General features: G+C 45.5%; 15 protein-coding genes and 1 pseudogene. 3 read left to right on the top strand and 13 right to left on the bottom strand.

All coding sequences use genetic code 11. The annotated features are described in order from the left end of the window. Window positions 1–26 precede the first annotated feature (26 nt). From NV381_RS08345 to NV381_RS08325, 5 genes and pseudogenes are all read right to left on the bottom strand, one after another. Window positions 27–6,128, bottom strand: coding sequence for a cadherin-like beta sandwich domain-containing protein (locus tag NV381_RS08345; RefSeq protein WP_258212814.1), 6,102 nt, complete (start codon window positions 6,126–6,128; stop codon window positions 27–29). 33 nt (window positions 6,129–6,161) lie between these two features. Beyond that, a complete protein-coding gene (locus NV381_RS08340) occupies window positions 6,162–6,692 on the bottom strand; it encodes a phage tail protein (protein ID WP_258212813.1) in 531 nt (176 codons plus the stop codon). 16 nt (window positions 6,693–6,708) lie between these two features. Next, the gene (locus NV381_RS38415; RefSeq protein WP_258213006.1) at window positions 6,709–7,233 is read right to left on the bottom strand and encodes a tail fiber protein; all 525 of its coding nucleotides are present in this window, start codon (window positions 7,231–7,233) and stop codon (window positions 6,709–6,711) included. A 324-nt stretch (window positions 7,234–7,557) separates the two neighbouring features. Continuing rightward, window positions 7,558–7,704 (bottom strand): annotated as a pseudogene (locus NV381_RS38410) (phage tail protein); the annotation flags it as partial. A gap of 114 nt (window positions 7,705–7,818) precedes the next feature. Beyond that, complete coding sequence (locus NV381_RS08325; protein ID WP_258212812.1) at window positions 7,819–8,280, bottom strand: GNAT family N-acetyltransferase; 462 nt, start codon at window positions 8,278–8,280, stop codon at window positions 7,819–7,821. A gap of 190 nt (window positions 8,281–8,470) precedes the next feature. Here NV381_RS08325 and NV381_RS08320 point away from each other — a divergent pair, with 190 nt between their 5' ends. Then, on the top strand, window positions 8,471–10,153 hold the full coding sequence (locus NV381_RS08320; protein ID WP_258212811.1) for a PhoX family protein: 1,683 nt from the start codon (window positions 8,471–8,473) through the stop codon (window positions 10,151–10,153). 953 nt (window positions 10,154–11,106) lie between these two features. Here the strand turns inward: NV381_RS08320 and mglC are convergent. From mglC to NV381_RS08280, 8 genes are all read right to left on the bottom strand, one after another. Continuing rightward, window positions 11,107–12,117: a galactose/methyl galactoside ABC transporter permease MglC gene (gene mglC, locus NV381_RS08315; protein WP_258212810.1), complete on the bottom strand. Its 1,011-nt coding sequence runs from the start codon at window positions 12,115–12,117 to the stop codon at window positions 11,107–11,109. Window positions 12,118–12,175: 58 nt separating this feature from the next. Beyond that, on the bottom strand, window positions 12,176–13,693 hold the full coding sequence (locus NV381_RS08310) for a sugar ABC transporter ATP-binding protein (protein WP_258212809.1): 1,518 nt from the start codon (window positions 13,691–13,693) through the stop codon (window positions 12,176–12,178). Window positions 13,694–14,165: 472 nt separating this feature from the next. Next, window positions 14,166–15,236 (bottom strand): galactose ABC transporter substrate-binding protein, encoded by a 1,071-nt coding sequence (locus tag NV381_RS08305; protein WP_258212808.1) that lies wholly within the window; start codon window positions 15,234–15,236, stop codon window positions 14,166–14,168. 165 nt (window positions 15,237–15,401) lie between these two features. Continuing rightward, window positions 15,402–16,397: a substrate-binding domain-containing protein gene (locus tag NV381_RS08300; RefSeq protein WP_258212807.1), complete on the bottom strand. Its 996-nt coding sequence runs from the start codon at window positions 16,395–16,397 to the stop codon at window positions 15,402–15,404. Further along, the gene (locus NV381_RS08295) at window positions 16,394–18,181 is read right to left on the bottom strand and encodes a sensor histidine kinase (RefSeq protein WP_258212806.1); all 1,788 of its coding nucleotides are present in this window, start codon (window positions 18,179–18,181) and stop codon (window positions 16,394–16,396) included. Before NV381_RS08295 ends, NV381_RS08300 begins: the two co-directional genes overlap by 4 nt. A gap of 15 nt (window positions 18,182–18,196) precedes the next feature. Further along, entirely contained in the window at window positions 18,197–19,870 is a 1,674-nt protein-coding gene (locus NV381_RS08290) for a response regulator (protein ID WP_258212805.1), read from the bottom strand. 201 nt (window positions 19,871–20,071) lie between these two features. Then, a complete protein-coding gene (locus tag NV381_RS08285) occupies window positions 20,072–20,212 on the bottom strand; it encodes a hypothetical protein (protein ID WP_258212804.1) in 141 nt (46 codons plus the stop codon). Between the two features lie 188 nt (window positions 20,213–20,400). Further along, window positions 20,401–20,736 (bottom strand): DUF1904 domain-containing protein, encoded by a 336-nt coding sequence (locus tag NV381_RS08280; RefSeq protein WP_258212803.1) that lies wholly within the window; start codon window positions 20,734–20,736, stop codon window positions 20,401–20,403. A 235-nt stretch (window positions 20,737–20,971) separates the two neighbouring features. On the opposite strand from NV381_RS08280, the gene NV381_RS08275 reads away from it, so the two are divergent. Both NV381_RS08275 and NV381_RS08270 read left to right on the top strand, forming a co-directional pair. Then, entirely contained in the window at window positions 20,972–21,523 is a 552-nt protein-coding gene (locus NV381_RS08275) for a TetR/AcrR family transcriptional regulator (RefSeq protein WP_258212802.1), read from the top strand. A gap of 111 nt (window positions 21,524–21,634) precedes the next feature. After that, window positions 21,635–22,630, top strand: coding sequence for an SDR family oxidoreductase (locus NV381_RS08270; protein WP_258212801.1), 996 nt, complete (start codon window positions 21,635–21,637; stop codon window positions 22,628–22,630). Window positions 22,631–22,644 lie beyond the last annotated feature (14 nt).

Below are 22,644 nucleotides of genomic sequence, written 5' to 3'. Positions count from 1 at the left end.
TTTTTAATTACTAGCTAAACCAATGATTAGTGTCTAACTGGGTCAATTTGCTGAAGCAGCAACATCACATCTTTTGAGTCGAACTTTCCATCGCCTGTTAAATCATATTTACTGTTTTTTATCCACAGCAATATTTCATTAATACCAATACCGTCATGCTGTGCATTCAACGCAGCTAGTTCACGTCGAAGCACTTCGATTCCGTTAGTCACTTGTACATCGGCGCTTGTGTTAGAACTGTGGTTCAAGTACTCAACGGCCCCATTTTCAATAGCAAGAGTAATAAGTTCACCATATCGGATTTCCCGTTCGAGCTTAAGAATGACCGTTCTTCCTGATCCATCAGAGGAATCGTACACAGCTTGACTGACACTGACCGCTAGATTGTTAATCTTAACTTTGAATTTTTCTCGATTAATCTCTGCTGGGAGAATGGCTTCGCTAAACATAACCTTAATCTCATTTCCAATCCCTCTCGCGACAATGGCCGCTCTTAGAACCTTAATTGTATAAGTTTCTGTTTTGGATCCATCTTGTGCGGTTACCTCGATAGTGATTTGAGTTTCCGGGCCTAACAACCTTACCGGTATGCCACCGTTCTGGGAAGCACCGTATGTGACCCCGTTCACAGTTATGCTGCTGTAAGCATCCTTCGGATTCGCATAAACATATACCTGATATACAATCTCTGCCACGCTCGCTTGATAATTTGCTTGAGTTGGGTTAAAGGTTGGCGATAAAGGGATAAATGATGAAACATTATCGCTTGATAGCCTCAAATTGTCCAAACTCGCATTGTTGCTACGTCTTGTAACTTCAATGGAATAGGTCTTTTGCGTATCATCTTGCGCTGTTACTAGGACCTTGATCGTGTTCACGCCTACGTTCAAGCTTAACGATCCGCTCGCCGCCCCACTGGTTACAGCTGCATATTCGCCGCCGTTCACCCGTACCGCTACTTTAGCTGTGTTATCTGATACTGTTGGTGTTACGGTCAAACTGCTTACCGCATTGCCCACGCTTGCGCTGTAGCTCAACGTTCCCTCTGCAAATAAAGGGCTTAATGTTCCTTCAGATAAGATCAAATCATTAAGATTTGTATTATTATTTAACAATCTTGTGATTGCTATGGAGTATGATTTCACTGCTGTGCTGTCTTGAGCTGTTACTCTTACATTGATCGTGTTTATGCCTATGTTCAATTTTAACGATCCGCCTACTGTTCCGTTTGCATAAGAACTATATACAGCGTTATTGACGCTCACCGCTATGCTTGCGGTCGGATCCGCCTCTGTCAGCATTGTAATGCTGCTTACCGCATTGCCCACGCTTGCGCTGTAGCTAGCTGTCCCCTCTGCAAATACAGGGCTTAATGTTCCATTCGATATTTCCAATTTGCTCAGGCTCGCATTATTGCTTAATCTCTTAACTTCTATTTTGTATGATTTCACCGTGCCATCTTGTGAAGTTACTTTTACATCGATCTTGTTTATGCCTACGTTCAACTTTAACGATCCGCTCGCCGTGCCGCTGGATACATCTGCATATTCGCCGCCGTTCACCCGTACTGCCACCGTCGCTGTGTTATCTGACACTGTAGGCGTTACGATCAAACTACTTACCGCATTGCCGACGCTTGCGCTGTAGCTCAACGTTCCCTCTGCAAACCCAGGGTTCAACGTACCTTCAGATAAAATCAAATCATTAAGATTTGCATTATCATTTAACAATCTTGTGACTGTTATGGAGTATGACTTTACCGTCGTACCGTCTTGCGCTGTTACTCTTACATCGATCGTGTTTAAGCCTACGTTCAATTTTAACGATCCGCCTACTGTTCCATTTGCATAAGAACTATATACAGCACTATTGACGCTCACTGCTATACTTGCGGTCGGATCTGCCTCGGTCAGCATTGTAATGCTGCTTACCGCATTACCCACGCTTGCGCTGTAGCTAGCTGTCCCCTCTGCAAATACAGGGCTTAATGTTCCATTCGATATTTCCAATTTGCTCAGGCTCGCATTATTGCTTAATCTCTTAACCTCTATGGTGTATGATTTCACCGTTTCGTCTTGCGCTGTTACTTTTACATCGATCATGTTCACGCCTACGTTCAGACCTAACGATCCGCTCGCCGTGCCGCTGGATACAGCTGCATATTCGCCGCCGTTCACCCGTACTGCCACTGTTGAGGTGTTATCTGACACCGTAGGCGTTACGGTCAAACTACTTACCGCATTGCCGACGCTTGCGCTGTAGCTCAATGTTCCCTCTGCAAACCCAGGGTTCAATGTACCTTCAGACAAATTCAATTCGCTCAGGTTCGCATTATTGCTTAATCTTGTTATTGCTATTGAGTATGATTTCGTCGTACCGTCTTGCGCTGTCACTTTTACATCGATCGTGTTTATACCTACGTTCAGGCCTAACGATCCGCTCGCCGTGCCGTTGGATATAGCTGCATATTCGCCGCCGTTCACCCGTACTGCCACTGTCGCTATGTTTTCTGACACTGTAGGCGTCACGGTCAAGCTTCCTACCGCATTGCCCACGATTGCGCTGTAGCTCGCTGTCCCCTCTGCAAATACAGGGCTTAATGTTCCATTCGATATTTCCAATCTACTCAGGCTCGCATTATTGCTTAATCTCGTAACTTCTATGGTGTATGATTTCACCGTGCCATCTTGTGAAGTTACTTTTACATCGATCGTGTTCACGCCTACGTTCAGGCCTAACGATCCGCTCGCCGTGCCGCTGGATACAGCTGCATATTCGCCGCCGTTCACCTGTACTGCCACTGTCGAGGTGTTATCTGACACCGTAGGCGTCACGGTCAAGCTTCCTACCGCATTGCCCACGCTTGCGCTGTAGCTCACTGTTCCCTCTGCAAACCCAGGGTTCAATGTACCTTCAGACAAATTCAATTCGCTCAGATTCGCATTATTGCTTAATCTTGTTATTGCTATTGAGTATGATTTCGTCGTACCGTCTTGTGCTGTTACTTTTACATTGATCGTGTTTATGCCTACGTTCAATTTTAACGATCCGCCTACTGTTCCGTTTGCATAAGAACTATATACAGCACTATTGACGCTCACCGCTATGCTTGCGGTCGGATCTGCCTCTGTTAGCATTGTAATACTGCTTACCGCATTGCCCACGATTGCGCTGTAGCTCGCTGTCCCCTCTGCAAATACAGGGCTTAATAATCCATTCGATATTTCCAATTTGCTCAGGTTCGCATTATTTCTTAATCTCGTAACTTCTATGGTGTATGATTTCACGGTTTCGTCTTGCGCTGTTACTTTTACATCGATCGTGTTCACGCCTACATTCAGGCCTAACGATCCGCTGGCTTCGCCGCTGGTTACAGACGTAAATCCTCCACCGTTCACCTGCACCGCTACTGTTGCTGCGCTATCCGACACTGTAGGCGTCACGGTCAAGCTTCCTACCGCATTGCCAACGCTTGCGCTGTAGCTCACTGTTCCCTCTGCAAACTCTGGGCTCAATGTACCTTCAGACAAATTCAATTCTCTCAGATTCGCATTATTGCTTAATCTTGTGACTGCTATGGTGTATGATTTCACCGTCGTACCGTCTTGTGCGATCGCTTTTACTTCGATCGTGTTCGCACCAACGTTCAAGTTTAACGGTCCGCTCACTTCGCCGCTGGTTACAGGCGTAAATCCGCCGCTGTTCACTTGTACCACTACTGTCGCTGTGTTATCTGACACTACAGGCTTCACAGTCATGCTGTTCACCGCATTGCCGACAATTGTGCTGTAGCTCACAGTTCCCGTAGCAAACGCCGGGTTCAGTGTACCCTCAGAAAGTGATAATCCACTTAAATCCGCATTATTACTTCGTTCCCGCGTTACAGTTAATGTGTAGGTCTGCTCCATGGTTGCGTCTGGTGCTGTTACCTTCACCCAAATAACATTCGCACCTACGTTAAGGGACAACGAATTGCTCGAAGCTCCACTCAAAATAGGAACATATGTGGTACCACCATCCATACTTATTGCCAAAGTAGAATTGCTTTCATAAGCAGTAGGTGTAACCGTTAGGCTGCTCACCCCATTACCGACAATTGCAGAGTAATCAAATGTCCCCCACGAAATCGGCTGGCTTAATGAGCCTGCTGAAAGAGTCAATCCTATCAATTCGGAACGGTGATTGACCAACGTCGGATCACTGGCCGTGTTATTCTCACTGCTAACATCGCCTCCACCAGATACCGTTGCACCGCTTGTTAGCGATGCACTTGCATTTGACGAGACACTCATCGTCAACGTAATGGCTGGATAGCTCTGACCTGCCGCCAATGCATCGCTACGCGTACAAATTAGCGTGATGAGATCACATGTCCATCCTGTACCACTTATCGCCGTGGCCTTTAACCCTTCCGGCAACGCTCCGCTCACGGTAACAGTACCGCTTGTCGGCCCCATACCACCATTGGTTACAGTAATCGTGTATGCAGCCCCCGTCTGACCTTGCCTGAAATCGCCGGTATGACTCATAACTACACTTAGATTCGGGTTCTGAGTAATCGTTGTAACGTCGGTAGCACTGTTGTTAAAGGTGTTGAGCTCCCCGATGCCTGCTCCAGCGACAACAGCCGTATTCGTAACCGAGGCCGCCGCATCCGCCGCAACATTGACCGTCAACAAGATGACAGGATAACTCTGACCCGCCGCCAACGCCCCATTGCGCGTGCAAGTTAAACTACCCGGATCACAACTCCAACCGGCACCGCTCATTCCTGTAGCAGTTAATCCGGCAGGTAGCATATCCGTCACCGTTACCGTTCCATTACTACCAACGGCCCCGGCATTCTGTACAGTAAGAGAATAAGTCGCACCTGTCTGCCCCTGCTTAAAACTGTCTGTATGACTGGCAGTCACCTTCAAATCGGGATAATCAGGATTCGCACCTACATCACTGGCAGCGCTGTTTGACAGATTGGTATTGCTTGTAATGGTTGTACCCGTTAAAACAGGCGGTGCATAACCATTGATATATAACCCGCCGCCTCTGCCATAGTTCCCGTTTCCGGCGATAGTAACGCTGTTTAAAGCTACAGCACCATTGTAGAAATCAAGTACAAGCCCGCCGCCATCGCCATCGGCATTATTTCCGCTAATGCCAGTGTTAGTCAACGTTGCAGGCGAATTCAGATATATACCGGCGCCTCTGCCTTCTGAATCTGCTCCACGTATCACTGACTTCGCTTTATTACTGGAGATCGTTGAATCGCTTATCGTTATCAGACGAGCTGCTTGTGATTGAGGTATAATTGCAAGCCCGCCGCCTAATCCGAAGGAAGTGTTATTTTCAACGGTTATATAACTGAATTGTAGATTTACATCGCCTTCCACATAGACCCCGCCGCCTTTAGATCTGTAGGGCGGAGTGGTTGTGCCTGCGCTATTGTTACGAATGATGGTATGATCCAGTACTACAGCGCCACCCAATTTCCCGGAGAAGTACAATCCGCCGCCATAACCGTGATTGGATGCGATGTTTTCTTCAATAATACTATTCGCAATGGTTATGGTGCTCGTGCCGGTATCTCCGGCAATACCTCCCCCGCCGTAGCCGTTAATGTCTGGCGCTTTGCCGTTGCGTATGGTCAGCGCCTTGAATGAAACCTGAAATCCAACGTCGTCCAAGCTTGGATTGATCTCAAATACACGATTCGCTGCCGTATTTGGAGTGGCGGCAGCTTGAATAATCGTCTGAGCAGGGTTTCCGTTCACATTCCCGCTTGCGCCTACAATTGAAACATCACCTTTTATCTCCAACTGGCCCAAGCCACTTAGTGTATAGACCCCTATGGGGACCTGAATCGTATCAGAGCCGGGTGACGCATTGCTTTCCTCTATAGCCGCCCGCAACGAACAAGCGCCTGTACCATCAGAACATCCTCCGTTTCCAGGATTGCTGTCTGAAGTATCGTTAGTAGTATTAACGATAAAAGTAGCCGCCGAAGCTTGGAGAGGTACGAATATTGCAAGTAAGAGTGTGAGAGCTATAATACTAAAGAATAAACTAAACCATCGAAAAAATATCGGTCTTAGCAGGGCGCTGACAATCGAAGGACGAGATACGACTTCCACATGAACACCCTCCTTTCTATTTAAAGTCTATTTCTAACTGCGAGGCGGAAAAACCCCTTGTAATGCAATAATAAACGTAACCGTTAGATACGGCTGCATATTGTTATGGGGAGCATTGTTTCCCGTCGTTTGAATAGCTTGCGCACTCATTGGAGTAAGGGATGTAGTTCCACTGGCATAAGCATGTACGGGCCTGCGGCCTTTCACATCTGTCCATAAAGCACCGCTAGGACTCTCTTTGGAACCTGTCGATACCCCATACTGTAGCTCATGTTTATGTGCAGGTAGTTCACTAGCAATTAATGGGGCCACTTCCTGACCCCCAGCCTCACCTAAATCATGTATTGAAAGTCCCGGTCCTTGCCCTTGATGCATCGGAGCTCGCCCCTGCAGATTAGGAAGCGCAAATGTACTCTTTCCATCACCGCCATAATTGGTGCCAAGCAAAGAAAACAAAGCCGTGTTTTGAGAAATCGGCAGAAGCTGCCCATTGCAAAAAGCCCAACCACGCGGTGCAAAGTTTCCTGTAAACATACGAATTTCTCCTACAAAAGGTTCTGCCATTGCGGATACCTCCTTCTTAATCTCGGCTTGGGAAAATCCCTTGTATTGCGGTTATAAAATTCAAAGTAATGTACGGCTGCATGTTGTTATGCGGCTGCGAACCGCCTACAATTGTAACAACTTGGGAATCTACAGGACTATCAGCTGAAGTGTGATAGGAACTAGCGGCCGTTGTTCCAAAGACATTGCCCGCTGGGGTTGAGGAATTAGCTGCATCCGTCGTTCCTTTGAGTTCATGTGAGTGGGAAGGCATCTCGTTAATCGTTAACGTGTGACTCTCTTCCCCGCCTTTTTCTCCAAGAGTATGTCCCTGACCAACATGTATAGGGGCCCTGCCTCTTAAATCGGGAAGACCAAAGTTGATTTGTCCGTTACCGCCGTAGATCGTTCCCATTAAGGAGAATAGGGCCTGATTTTGGTTAATAGCCATCAGTTGTCCATCACAAAGTGCCCAGCCCCCCGGAGCGAAATTAAACGCGACCAATCGAATCTCCGCAAGGAAAGGCTCCGTACCACCGCCTCCGCCTTGAGAAGGGAATATCCCAAAAAGCGAGATAATAAAACTCACCGCAAGATAAGGCATCATGTTGTTATGCGGTTGGCTGCCTCCGGCATCGGAAACAGCCCCGATTTTCATTGCGGCTTTGGAGCTCACTTGATCGGAAAATTGATTCAGAGTTGACTTCGCCCATACCGCGTTGCCAGGCTTGTTCGTGTTGCCCCAATTGGAATATCCATTAGCCCCATGGGTATGTGCAGGAATTTGTTGTACAGTAAGCGTCACTTCTTCGCTGCCCGCGTGTTCACCTAGAGTATGAGCCGATCCACTGCTTGGATTAGTCCCTTGGTGAATGGGAATCCGTCCGCGTAAATCAGGTACAGCAAATGTGCTTTGCCCATCGCCGCCATAAGTCGTTCCTATCAATTGAAAAAGAGTTTCGTACTCCGATATAGCTAACAATTGCCCACTGCAAAACGCCCAGCCAGCCGGCGCGAAATTCCCGGCAAACATGCGGACCTCTCCCACAAACGGTTGTGCCATAACTATTCCCCTTCCTGCTCTATCGGGATGTTATCCCTGATATGAATTCTCTGCCTGCATCTAATAACTATTTCATTGCAAAATTTAGGGGCTCCATTCCATAGTGTGATATACCCCTTGCTCCTCTATAATCCGGAAACCAAGGCGCAGATACAATCGCAAAGCTCTATTGGCGGCCTGCACATTCAATCGAATGGGTTTTCCACAGGCCCTTGCCTCAGACTGCAGCATTAGCAAATACGTCGTTCCGATGCTTTGATTCTGATATTGGGGAAATAACGACAGATCTATTACATAGATGGCATCCGCCCTATCGGCAACTACAACTCGTCCTACCCTGCACCGATCTGCACATACAATACTTATCACCGCATCAGGATGCTGAGTATGAAACATTCGCCGTTGAAATTCAAACTGCATTTGAAGAAACGATTCCTTCTCAGAAGCATCCCAGCCCCAGCCCGTTAGCTCCTCGTATCTTGTGCTAGCATACAGCTCGAACAAAAAAGACTCATCTTCCGGTACAACCGCAACGAAGCTTAACATAGACGCCTCTTCTCGTAATTTTTCACTATGATAAAGATACCATAAATTATTGAATACATTGTATCCTTTTATTATAAAATATTTGTTTTTTTCGTCATTTATCGTCAAATTTATGGTATCGTAGAATCATCTGTGGGTTTATACAATTATTTTTATTTTACATACATTTTTTTACTATGGAGGGTTTGGGATGGATGAAAAGATGAAGTTATCACGCCGCAAATTCCTTGGTTATCTTGGGACAAGCACAGCCTATTTTGCTGCCGCCTCTGTCGGCTTGGGATCATTCGGGGGAAAAGCGGAAGCCGCACAATCAAATCAAGCTTTGTTCGATTTTAAAACAATCAAGGTCTCCAATACCTTCAACCCAACTAAAGAAACAGCCACCGCCAGTGATGATCTCGTTTTATCATCGGGCTTCAAATACGAGGTCATAGCGGCATATGGGGACAAAATCAACGCCAAAGGCGATACATTCGGGTATAACAACAGCTATACTGCCTTTTTCCCAATCGAGGGCTCGAATGTAGAAGGGCTTCTCTGGGTCAATCACGAATCCATGAACGAATTATGGCTCGACGGCATTAAACAGAACGAACAATTGAGCTTGATGCAAAAACAATCGCTATTGTATAACCAAGGCGCTTCCGTCTTGAAGGTTTCCCGCAATGTAAGCGGCGCTTGGAAATTGGATACGGGTTCTGACTATTCCCGCCGTATTACAGGTTTGGATTCCGCAGAATTGACGGGGCCCGCTCGCGGAACAAGCGCAGTTCATAATGCTACAAGGGTTCAAGGTACTTTCGCCAATCGGGCTGGAGGAAAAACATTATGGGGCACGGTTCTTTCTTGCGAAAATCAATACGAAGCCACCTGCAGAAGCACAGGCCTTGATCTTACTCATTATGGCTGGGTCGTAGAGGCTGATCCTTTCGATCCGAAAGGAAATCTCCAGAAGCATACAGCACTAGGACGGTTCCATCACGGCAATACAGCTATGGGACTAACCACAGATGGCAAAGTAGTCGTCTACATGGGGGAAGATGCCGATGATTCATGCGTCTATAAGTTCATCAGCACTCATAAATTCGATCCGGCTAGAGGCAAAGCTAATTCCAAGCTCTTGAACGAAGGATCGCTTTATGCTGCGAATAAAGTGACTGGGCGTTGGGTGGAGCTGACGATCGAGGCTGTGAAACAATCTCTTGAGGATCTCCAATATGAGGTGCCTGTTGCACTGAATCTGACACGCGAAGCCCTTGCATCCTTATTTAAAGAGCAGGCTGATGTACATGTATACGCTCGTGAAGCTGCTTTGCTATTGGGAGCGACCCCATCCGACCGCCCTGCTTCGTTAACCATAAGTCCAATCGATCATACCTTGTTCATCTCTTATACTAATAATGACCAGCGTGGAAACCTACATGGTCAAATTATTCGCCTTCTTGAGAAAAACAACAATTTAGGAGCTGCCGAGTTCACTTATGAGATTTTTGCCGTTGGCGGACCTCAGAGCGGATTTAGCTCACCTGGAAGCCTAAACTTTGATGCAAACGGAAATCTTTGGGTCGTAACGGACATTTCATCCAAAAAGCTCAATAAAGGGGCTTGGGCAGAATTCAAAAACAACGGACTGTACGTGATCCCATCGTCAGGCTTGACTAAGGAAACACGGCAGTTCGCTTCCGCCCCTTATGATGCGGCACTTGACGGCCTAAGCTTTACTCCTGACGAACGGACTTTGTTTATGACCGTTAAGCACCCGGGTGAAACGACCGAGGAGGTAGATACTCCGACTAGCACTTGGCCACACCGCTTTGGCGACGGTAAACCGCGTTCTGCAGTGGTTGCGGTTAGCGGAGCTTCGTTTTAGAGCTCTCCCCAGCATTAGCGGAAGTAATATTCCGCTATGGCATAAAAGCACGCAAAACAGAGAAATAACGGAGTTTTACTACTTCCGTTATTTCTCTGTTTTGTGCTTAGGACTCATCATTAGCCCCACATGGCGGAATTCCAACTTCCGCTATCGTCTTAAATGGGAGGCGGCAGATTAAATATCGGAATTTTCAGTTCCGTTCAGGACCTTTTGAGCCATAGCTGCTTCCCGCTATCCGAATATAAAAGGGGCTGTTCCAAAAGGGTATCAGTGAATGAATCAGCCCAAACTATGTACAAAGACGCCTCCAAAACCACCATGGAAGCGGAAATGGAAGCGTCTTTTTTGTAGGGAAATTCCCTTCAGAGTGGGGTTTAAAAGATACAAAAATGAGTCCGGCCGCTTTTGGATGTTACTTAAGTGATGGGGCGAGAAGTGATGTTCAAAGGCTGCTTTCAATCTAGAGGAGACCATGATTTGTCGGGGCGGCTGCGGAAGGAAAGAAAATAGATGGAAATTGTAACGCTAATCCAGCGTGGATATCGCCTGAAATCAATCTAACTGGAAAAACTAACTCTAATATAGGTGAAATGGTGGATATCAGCTAAAATACGTAGAATTAGCATGAGGAATTCCAGCTATAAGACTTGGAACGCTATTTTCGGAGTAACTAACTTGACATTTTCCTGATAATTGCACGGAGTGCGCCAGACTGCCATGCAATGCCGTAACCGAACCACGAACCCGATACCCGCGATGAGTACGCGCTGGAAAGCGACCTCATCTTATTCATCACTAAGAATACACAAGAATGTGCAAAAAAACCTTCAACTATTAAAGTGGAATTGAGGGCTCTTTTGCAACCATCTATTCAGGATAAAATGGTGGAGGGGTTGTCTCAAAATGTCTTTTGGGACAGCCCCTTTATCGTCAGCTGTTTAAAGCAGCACTTACTTTTTCGCCAAGTACTTACGAATATCGAATGCAACGGCTGCAACGATAATCAGGCCTTTAATGATCAGCTGCCAATAGGGACTAACGCCGATGAAAGTAAGTCCGTAGTTGATAACACCGAAGATCAATACGCCAACCAACACACCCGGTACCGTGCCGATCCCGCCCGCCGTAGACACTCCACCCACTACGCAAGCTGCAATCGCATCCAGTTCATACATATTCCCGTAGTTATTTGTTGCCCCTCCGGTTCTCGCTGCTTCCAGCACTCCCCCAAGACCATACAGCGCACCTGCAAAAGCGTAAATTTTCATCAGGTTGCTTTTTACATTAATGCCCGAAACCGTTGCTGCCTGGATATTACCTCCGATAGCGTACATGTATTTGCCAAGCCTCGTTTTGTTAAAAACGACCCACACAACGATGGCTACTATAAGCGCTATAATGACAATATAGGGGATCGAGTAAGGCCCATTCGGGCCAATAAATCCAGTGCCAAGATTCGTAAAATCTTTTCTAAGACCGGCAATCGGTTGGGATTCGTTAGGCTTCAGGTCGAAATAAATCGAGTTTGCCCCATACACGATAACCATCGTGCCCAAGGTTGCAATGAATGGAGGCACGCTTAACCGTGCAACAATCCACCCGTTAAGCAAGCCGATAACCATACCCGCCAAAATCCCGATTACGATAGGAGCCCATAGCGGCAGATCGGGCATGTCTGGGAAAAAACGCCGTGGATAATCGCTGATTTGCAGCATGGATGCTGATAAAACCGCCGACAGCCCAACGACACGACCTGCCGATAGGTCCGTACCGCCTGTAATAAGAACAAACGCCATCCCAAGTGCGATGATCGCGCGGGTAGAATTTTGCAGTAAGATATCACGTAAAATATCGACCGAGAGGAACCGCGGATCCGATACGGCAATTCCTAGCACAAGAACAAACAAAACAATATAGATCGCATACTGCGTTATAAAACTACTGGCACTTTTTGTGTTCATCGAAAACGGCCTCCCTGGGGTATCGTAAGAAACATGCTACTCGTAGAAATCATGATCGCTATGCCATATATTTTGTCGCCAGACGCATAATATGCTCCTCTGTCGCCTCTTTACCATCGATAATACCGGAGAGACGGCCTTGGCACATCACCATAATGCGGTCTGACATCCCAAGCAGCTCAGGCATCTCAGAGGAGATCATGATAATGCTTTTACCCTGCTTCGCCAGATCGGCAATGATCGAGTAAATCTCAAATTTGGCGCCGACATCAATTCCGCGTGTCGGCTCATCAAGCAGCAATATATCCGGCTCCGTTAGCAGCCAGCGGGCAAGCAGCACTTTCTGCTGGTTTCCTCCGGACAAGTTCTTAATCAATGTTTTGACAGTAGGAGTCTTGGTCCTAAGCTGCTCAACGCCTCTGCTTACCTCAGCTCTGCTTTTCTTTTCATTCAGAAAACCAAGAGGACTTATATACCGGTCCAGGTTGGCAATAACTCCATTCTCATAGACGGACAGAACAGGAAATATTCCCGTCACACGGCGCTCTTCCGTCAGCAAAGCAATTTTATGCTTTTTCGCATCAAGCGAAGATTTAATCCGCACTGTTTTACCGTGAATGCTAATCGCGCCTGAAGCCAATGCTCTTAAGCCGAACAAAGCTTCAATAACCTCGGTCCGCTGTGCTCCCACCAGCCCTCCGATGCCAAGTACTTCTCCCTTGCGAAGCTCGAAGGATACGTTCTGGAATGACTTCTCATGCGGTGAGGAGAGTCCTTCTGCTTTCAACAATACAGCTCCTGGAACATTCGTCCGCTCAGGAAAGCGCTGTCCAAGATCCCGTCCTACCATCCGGGTTATGATCAAATCCGTTGTCATCTCAGTAGCCGGCCAGGTGCCTATGAGCTTGCCGTCACGCATGATTGTAACCTCATCCGAGATACGAAGAATTTCCTCCATTTTATGAGAAATATATACAATGGAAACGCCGCGGCTTTTTAGCTGATCAATAATCTTGAAGAGCGCTTCTACCTCATTTCCTGTGAGAGAGGAGGTCGGCTCATCCATAATAATAACCTTGGAATTGAAGGAAACCGCTTTGGCAATTTCCAAAGATTGCAGCTTGGATACGGACATATTCCCCGCAAGCGTATTGGGGTTAATATCCATATTCAGCTCTTTAAACAGCTTTTCCGTATTCTCATACATCTTTTTATGATCGATCCATTGTAAAGGCCCGAACCCTTTCGTGGGAAAACGCCCGAGCCAAATATTCTCCATTACATTGCGCTGCGGTACAGGATGGAGCTCTTGATGAATCATAGAAACGCCCAAGTCCAGCGCATCCTTCGAGTTGTTCATCTCCACCTTGCTGCCGTTCAAAAGGATCTCGCCTGCATCCGGCTTATAAATACCGAACAGACACTTCATTAGCGTTGATTTCCCTGCACCATTCTCACCCATTAGGGCATGCACTGTACCAGGTCGAACCTTCAATGTAACGTTATCCAGCGCTTTCACACCGGGAAATTCTTTGGAAATTTGATTCATTTCAAGCACATAGCTGCTATCCGTCATCGGTAACGCCCCCTGCGTATGTTGATGTATACGCCTCTTTCCTTGTATAGAGATACTTCATTAAAGAGGTATGATAAGCTTGAAAAAAAAGCAAGGGCACAACGCAGCAACCCTTGCCCCTCGCCTTGTTCTTGCTTTAATCTTGCCTTGCTCTTGCCTTGATCTTGCTTTGATCTTGCTTTGATCTTGCTTTGATCTTGCTTTGATCTTGCTTTGATCTTGCTTTGTTCTTGCCTTAATCTTTCTATTCTTACCTTAAATCTAGAAGTACGGTGAACACGTAGCGGAGAGGCTGAGTCGTTCTGTAGAAGCGATAGCGTTCGCCTTTGTCCCCGGATTTCTACAGCTATAGTTTTTATATAATCAAGGAAATCCGGGGACAACAGCGATCGGAAGAACGATTCAGACTCGCAGCGGCCTACTTTCACTGTACTTCTATCAACCTTCACCGTACTTCTAGCGACCTCCCCCCTTACTTGGCGTCATTCATATTTTCTTTGGTGATTTTTTTGTAAGGTACCCAAACATATTTGCCGTCCGTTACTTCGTAACCGGAATTATCTTTATTAGGTGTTTGGCCTGCTGCCAATGCGGCTGCCAGGTTGAGAGTCGCTTTACCTTGGTTTTTCGCATCATTTAATACGGTTCCGAGGAGTGTGCCATCTTCCAATGCTTTCAAGGCAGGTGCTGTTGCGTCAACTCCTACAACCGGGATAAATTTATTATCCTTGAAGTAGCCTTTTGCTTTCAAAGCTTCAATCGCACCTAGCGCCATATCATCGTTGTTAGTAATTACGGCTTCGATTTTATCGCCATGGGCTGCCAGGAAGGCGGCCATTTTCTCCTGGCCTTTTACGCGATCCCACATCGCTGTATCTTCAGCCAACTTCTCCACCTTCATGCCGGAATCCTCAATCGCTTTAATCGAGAACTTGGTGCGCAGCTCTGCATCCTGATGCCCCGGCTCGCCTTTCAACATAACATACTGCAGAACGCCATCCTTATTCTTGTCGGCTTCCGGATGTGCCTTGAAGTAATCCACTATTAATTGGCCTTCCATCGTACCGGATTGCTCCGCTTTCGCTCCAACATAGTAAACCTTATCCCATTTCTTCATATCATCAGCCAAAGGCTCGCGGTTAAAAAATACGACCGGAATGTTAGCTGTTTTCGCTTTATCGATGATAACGCCAGCACCTGTGCGGTCTACTGGATTAATAGCAAGCGCATTCACTTTCTTAGTAATAAACAAATCTACCTTGTCGTTCTGTGTAGGTTGAGCATTTTGGCTGTCTACAATATCAACCTGTGCCTTACCTTCGGCAGCTGTGGAAATAGCGTTACGAACCCCAGTCATAAAGGTATCGTCAAATTTATAGATGGCCACGCCTATTACCGGTTTTTTAGCTGCAGCCGGTTGTTCTGTTTTGGCGCCGCCTGCCGCTGCACCCGTGCTAGGAGCGGCTGTCTCTGTCTTGGCACCGCAACCTACAATCGTAGTAATTAACGCTGCTGCGATAATTGTGGAAACTATCTTTTTCATGTTATGACCTCCGATTAACTTTTTTATTGTTTCTTTCTTACATCACTTATTATCATGGATATGCTGAAACATTCACATGCAATATTCTCATCTGTTCTATAAATATCCTGCTGTGTTTGAAGGTAAAAAAATAACCCTGCAGCCAAGACTAGCAGGCTGGCAGAGTTATTTTACAAATGGGAACAGAAGCTTTTGATTATCCGACCAAAACATGTTTTCCTGATCAATCACTTTGGTGCCAGTGTCTATAAACTCCGGTATTTTCTTTCCTCCGAGCGCCTCTACTGCATACCTTACACCCAGATAACCCATACTGAATGGATTTTGGATTAAGGTCGCCTGAATAACGCCTTCCTGCAGAAATTCGATATCCTCCGGAGTGTTATCGAATGTAATTACCTTCACCTTTCCAGCCAAACCCAGCTTCTGAATCTCATTAGCCACTCCAAGCGAGGAAATCGCATTTAACGCGATGATTCCATCAATTTTCGAATGCTCTTCAATTATTTTTCTCGTCTGATCGCCACAAAGCTTCTTATCGGAAAAACAATATTCTTTCTTCAGCACTTGAACATCCGGATATTGAGCGATTTCCTCCATCAGTCCCCGTTCGCGCTGGACGGAGTTTCGCGAGTCTTTCCCGTTGCTCATAACCGCAATCCGACTATGATCCCCAGTCAATTCGATCAGCTTGCGCCCCGCCTTTCTCCCCGCGTCATAATTATTTATGCCGATAAAGCTGCGCACCTTGGAGGAGTTTACTTCGGAATCGATCGTAATCACGGGAATTCGTTGGCCCGCTGCTTGTTCAGTTACTTCCGCTAATGCATTATAATCGTTGGCAGCAAGCACCAGTGCAGCCGTTCCCCCACTTATCGCCTCGTTAACTAACGCAATCTGACCGCTGACATCTTCCTCATCCTTAGGCTCCAGTACATTTAGATTGACATTAAATTCCTTGGCAGCAGCCTCAGCACCCATCCGTACGGTTTTCCAGTAATCACCGGTCTGCATTTTGACGACAAGCGCTATATTTCTCTTAGTCTCTGGAGTGGTAACAACCTCGGTCTTCGCTGAACAAGAAATGAGGAAGATCAAGCCAATCAGCGCCAGCATACAACAAGCTCTTTTTTTAATCATGTATACCTCCAACGCTCTCATAGCCCTCCCTCCTCACCTTCTTGTTTGATCAGTGGAATCCAGAGTTTTACGGTTGTTCCCTCCTCCAGCTCACTTTCAACCTCCAAACCATAGCTGTAACCATAACTCAGCTGAATCCGCTCATGAACATTTTTAACACCGACACCAGAGCCTTCATCAGACCTCACGCTACCCGTCAAAAGCTGCTTCAACTTCCCCTCCGGTATCCCCAGCCCATCATCACGAACCTCAAACAGCAGCTTGCCATGAACAATGCGTGCCGATATGGAAATATGCCCCGGGTCCGCCATCATTTCGATTCCGTGATAGATCGCATTTTCCACAAGCGGCTGCAAAATCAGCTTTAATGTATAGCAGGACAGCGCCTCTTCATCTGCTGAAATTTCGTACTCAAATTTATTTTTGTATCGAATTTTCTGGATCACTAAATAATTGCGGATATGCTCCAATTCTTCTTGAACCGTAATGATATGCTTACCCCGGCTGAGTGATATGCGAAAAAACTTCGACAAGGAGGTGATCATTGTAATGACATCCTCGCTTTTACCACTACCTGCCATCCGAACGACCGAGTTTAAAGTGTTGTACAGAAAGTGCGGATTAATTTGTGACTGAAGCACCTCCAGCTCGCTTTTCCGCTTCGCTTCCTGTTCATGAACACTTTGCTCCATCAGCTGCCGGATACGGGCGACCATGAAGTTGAAGCGACGGGACAGCCTTCCGACCTCGTCATCCCCGCGTACAGCAATATGAATATCGAACTCGCCTTGCTCCACCTTACGCATCGATTTCTCAAGCCGCTTGATGGGCTGCGAAATTTTGGCCGACATAAATGCGGAAATCAGCAGTACAAACAGCAGCACTATCAGCAGCAGCCAGGAAATGAACCAGCCAATCTCTTTGCGTGTTGTAACAATTTCGTCCATATAGGAAACGCCAATAATTTTCCAACCGATATTGTTCACCGTCTTAATCGTTATCAGCTTCTTCTCCCCGCTGGATTCCTCTAAATAGCTGCCATATGTATACTTCAACGCTTGCTCTACATTCTCATACTTCAATCCTATGTAAATGAGCTGCTGCTGCGGATGGTAAATCATATTCCCCGCTGATTCATCAATAATATAGACATATCCCTTTTTCCCCAGATTTACCCTGCTGCACAGATCATCTATCGTCTTAAAATTGACATCTATCATGACAACCGCTTGAATCGTTTCGTTATTACGAGTGATCGTAATGCCCTTGCTCATGGAAACAACCCAAGTATATTGGCCCTTGTACAAATTCTGAATATGCGGAAGCGAAAAAGAGAGATGGTTGGGATTCTCCAGCGCGTTCTTGAACCAGCTTTGCTCTGTCAATTTAGTGTTGCTGCGCATTTCTTTCATTGGCAAGCCGGTAACAAGCTCTCCTTGACTAGTAAATAACGCCATTGAAACAATATCTTGACGCGTATCCATAATCGTATTCAGCTGCTCAACCAATTTGTCGTTAGGGATGCCCTCGCTTCTACGAATCTTCTCATCAGCCAGCTCGAACACCTCAGTCATGCCTTTTAAATAAATGTCCAGATTATAGCTGACTTGCTCCACGATCTGCTGGTTGCTTAGAAATGTATTCTGTTCAGCGGTCTGTGAGAACTTATTGTACAAAATGACACTAACACACAGCATCACCAAAATAGTGATCAAAGTAAAAGACGCCGTCAAAATAAACTGAATGCTTTTGCCTCTCCACGTGTTCAAAAGGCGAGTCAGCCATTTTCTTAGACTGAATAGCATCGTGTATCGCCTCCATTAACCATCTCTGGAGCTACTTCGATATTCTTTGGGCGACACGCCGACATGCTTCCTGAAGGAAAAGCTGAAATAGTTCGGTTCTGAATAACCAACCCGCTCCGCTATGTCTAATGTCCTCAGATCTGTCGTTCGCAGCAATTCCTTGGCTGCTTCCATCCGGATTTGCATCAAATAGCCTACAAACGTCATCTTCGTTTCCTTCTTGAAAATGCCGCTAAAATAGCCCGTGCTAATATGTAAATACTGGCACACCTTCGTGATGGATATATCGCTTTCCTGAAAATTCAACCGCGTATACTCCTTAGCCTTGTCCACTAAAGATTTATATGCGGACTGTCGATCACTGACAATATTATTCATTAATTTGCTGCAAAGTCCTGTTATCCATTGCTTGGCTTCCTGCAGATTCGTAAATTGATTAACTTCGGCAAATGGATTGAAATCGCTGCCTAATGTCGCATCGAGATCAATATCTGCAGCTTTGGCAGCCTTCAGTATGGCAGTTAATATTTCTAACAAATAAATCTGGTAATCCTTAATAGAAACCTGCGTGTCCGCGATCCCATGGAACAGATCCTCGATAATTTCTCTTAGCTCCTGAAGTGTGCCGACCTTGATACAGCGGATTAGCGCATGCTCCTTTAACTCATCAAAGCGAAGCTTCTCCACAAACCTTTTCTCTACATCATCGATGCAAATCACCCGGTTGTTGCCAAGAATAAGCCTATAATCCAATGCAAAAATCGCATCCTTATGCGAATAGCTAATATTGGTAATATCTTCAGTTACCGTACCGACACCTATCGTAACGGTAAATTTCAAATATTTTTCTATATTTTGGCGAATCTCATCAAGAATGGCTAACGTTCTTTTCATCACTGACTCACGATCTGCATCGCCATCAACAGTTAGTAATACGATGTAATCATGATGGAGGAAAACCAATCCTTGGTTAACCCTATTAAATATTTCCTCGGAAATATTTAATACCGCAAACCATTTGAGCTCATTATCCCTCGAGTACTTCAAGGATTGTGAGGCAGCTTGATTATGAGCTTGCGCTTGCTGCTGATTATTAGCGGAGTCTTCCTGCCATTCAGGATTGTCGATGCTAAGTACAGACAGAAGAAAGCTGCGTCCCTGCAAATTCACGTTATAGTTCAGAGACTTTTCCTCAATCTCCGATCCTCTTAATCTCCGATTAATTAGTGAAGCAAGAAATACCTCGCGAAGGACCGGCAGGCTTTGTCGGTAATGCTCCTGCAGAGCTTGGACATTTTCCTTCTGCGCCATTTCTTCATCTAACAGCAGCTTGATCTTGATTAATGCATGGATAAGCTCTTCGGCCGAAAACGGTTTCAACACATATTCGTCTATATGCATTTTTACAGCTTTTTGCGCGTATTCGAATTCATCAAAGCCAGTCAAAATAATAATCTTGGTGGTTGGATACTTATCCCTAATCCATTCCGACAGCTGCATTCCGTCCATAAAGGGCATTTTGATATCCGTCACTACGACATCCGGCAGCCATTTTTCGATCATATCCAGTGCTTCTTTACCATTCTCCGCCTTGTCCACGACCTCGAACCCATACTGCGCCCAATCAATCTCCTGCACGACGCTTTCCCTTACATCTTCTTCATCTTCCACTAATATTAGCTTGTACATCCATTGAACCTCCTGGTCGGGCAGCAGATAATAATCGATCGGCCACTTGTTTGTGATATTAATTTATCAGAGTTTGGAAGTGTTTGGAAGAGCAAGCATTGGGATGATACCTTTCATGAGAAAAAGTGGAGTCATGGCTAAGCTATTGGCTACACTCCCCCAATCCACTAATGCAATGTTTTCCATACATCAATTAAGACTTCATTTCTTGCTCTTGTCCTTGATAGCTTGAGCCTTTTTTAGAACCCCCTCCATCTGCTTATGTGTCTTCTCCATATCTTTAAACATTTTCTGCATTTGCTTATTTTCCATCAAAAACTTTAAGGCCTCCATGTATTTCAAAGCATCCACATCCTTTCATCATCCTGATCATGCAGTATATGGACGAAGCTGAACATTGGTTTCCGCATGTACCCTGGTGTTTGCAGTATTATTTTATGGGATGCGCAAATAACCTTGACAAGCAATGGAACGCTGTCAAGGTTAAGCGGATATATTAGAATCTTTCCTTATAGCTTCGGGATACTGCTTTAGAGTGAATCGCAACGTCTTCCATTGATGTAATAACCATCCTCGCGGTAAACCTTAAAGGCAATTTCCACTTCTTTAACACCTATGGAATGTATATGCTGAGTGACCGCTTGTGCAACACGATCTCTTATGGCCGTTCCCCGTTCAAACCATGCAATCTCAACGAAAGGATACGTATCGACTCTCTGACCCTCAAATACCGATACTGTCTGTATACAATCAAGCGTAAAGTTGTCCGATCCACATTCACAAATCAGCGCAAGCTCCCCTATCATTGGCTTACTAATAGCATTTATTTGGTCGGCAGAAATCCCTCTAACGTTAAGCTGCGGCATAATTGGGCTCCTTTTTTCCTAAAAAATAGTTGCTAGGTTGAATGAATACCTTTGCTTCATGATTTAAATATAGCATATGAACAAATAAACTCGCACTATGTTCCCCGGAATTAACGAAGCCATACTAATCGGCCCTAATTCCAAATTGCCAGTTGATATTTTAAAGGAGTACGTCTATAATAGTGATTGATCAATCACTAATTAAGTATTTCCGTTTCAACAGGAGGAATCTTTTATGGCCCGACGATCGACCCTGGATAAGACAGCCAGCCCAACGCAGTCATCACGCCGTGAAGAAATTTTGGAAGCTGCTGTAGGCGTGTTCGCAGAGCACGGTTATTACAGCACAACAACCGCACAAATAGCCGAGAAGGTCGGCATTTCTCAGCCCTACGTGTTCAAATTGTTCAAGAACAAGCAGGAGCTCTTCATTGCCTCACTGGAGCGAGCTTTTGAGCGTACGTTGAATTGTTTCATACAGCTAAAAGCTTCCCCAGATGAGCTTTTGCATAAGATGATCATCGTCTATGAAGAGTTGATGCTCACTCATCATCATGAAATTGTTCTGCAGGTTCAAGCCCAAGGCATTCGCGAAGAACCAATAAAGCAAACAGTACGAGAAGGATTGAGCAAAGTGAGGACGCTTGTGCTTGAACGGTTTCGGGAATCAGGTATCGAGGATCCCGAAGTCGCGGTAAGCAGTTTTATGGCCAACGGGATGTTATGCCATGTTGCCGCGGTTCTGGATATGCCGGAAATGAAGCCGCAGCACAAGAAACAAAAGTAACACCAAGACAACGAATCGGTTTCTGCGAATCAGGTTCGTTTCTTTTTATCATATTAAGTGATTGATTGATCACTATATATTAAAACAATAAAACAATGGAGGTTTTCACAAATGAAAAAAGCTTTAGTATTAGGAGCGACCGGTGGGTCTGGTCAAGCATTAGTAGCCGAATTATTAAGCAGAGGAGTAGAAACCATCGCATTTGGCCGCTCTCAAAGTAAATTGCGTGAGCTAGCTGCACAATATGGAAATCCCAAGCTTTTGCATACTGCTGTAGGCGATGTTTTTAATCCTGATGATATTATTGCCGCTGCAAAGGATGTCGATGTTATTTTTCAAAGCGCAAATGTCAAATATCAAGAGATGGCAAGCCAGCTTCTTCCACTTGGCGAAAGCGTAATGAAGGCGGCTGATCACGTTGGTAAAAAGATCGTTATTGTAGACGGCATATATGTTTATGGCAGATCACAGATGACGAGAGTTACAGAAGATCACCCCAAAAATCCGCACACAAATAAGGGGAAAATACGGGTGGAGTTTGAGAAGCTAATATTTGATAAAAAATGGCAGCATGCCCAGGCTCTCATTGTACGTTTACCCGATTACTATGGGCCAACCTCTCAAAATGCATATCTGCATCCTACCTTGCAAGGTATTGCTGCTAATAAGACCTCTATTTTTATTGGTGATCTCAATACACCGAGAGAATATGTTTATTTACCGGATGCCGCGAAAATGATTATCGAGATTGCTGACCGGGACGAATCGTACGGAAAAAATTGGAATATCCCGGGACTCGGTGCTATTAGTGGACGAGAAATACTGGACATCGCCAGGAAAGTAACCGGTTATAGAAAAATGGTTATTCCGCTCGGCAAAAGCATGATTAGCCTCTTGGGATTATTCGATCCTCTTATGAGGGAAGTCGTTGAAATTTTGTACCTTACCAAAGAGCCGCTCATCCTTAGTGGAGAAAAATACAGTAAGCGAATAGGGACTATACCTACAACTCCATTCGAGAAAGGGATTGAAGAAACATTAAAAATATGGATGCAAAAAAATGAGACTAAAAATCACAAAAATAGGAATATAGTCCCTTTCAAATAGAGGATTTTGTCATT

Source organism: Paenibacillus radicis (ex Xue et al. 2023), from assembly GCF_024722015.1.
GTDB lineage: Bacteria > Bacillota > Bacilli > Paenibacillales > NBRC-103111 > Paenibacillus_S.
This window is presented reverse-complemented; position numbering and strand designations above follow the sequence as displayed.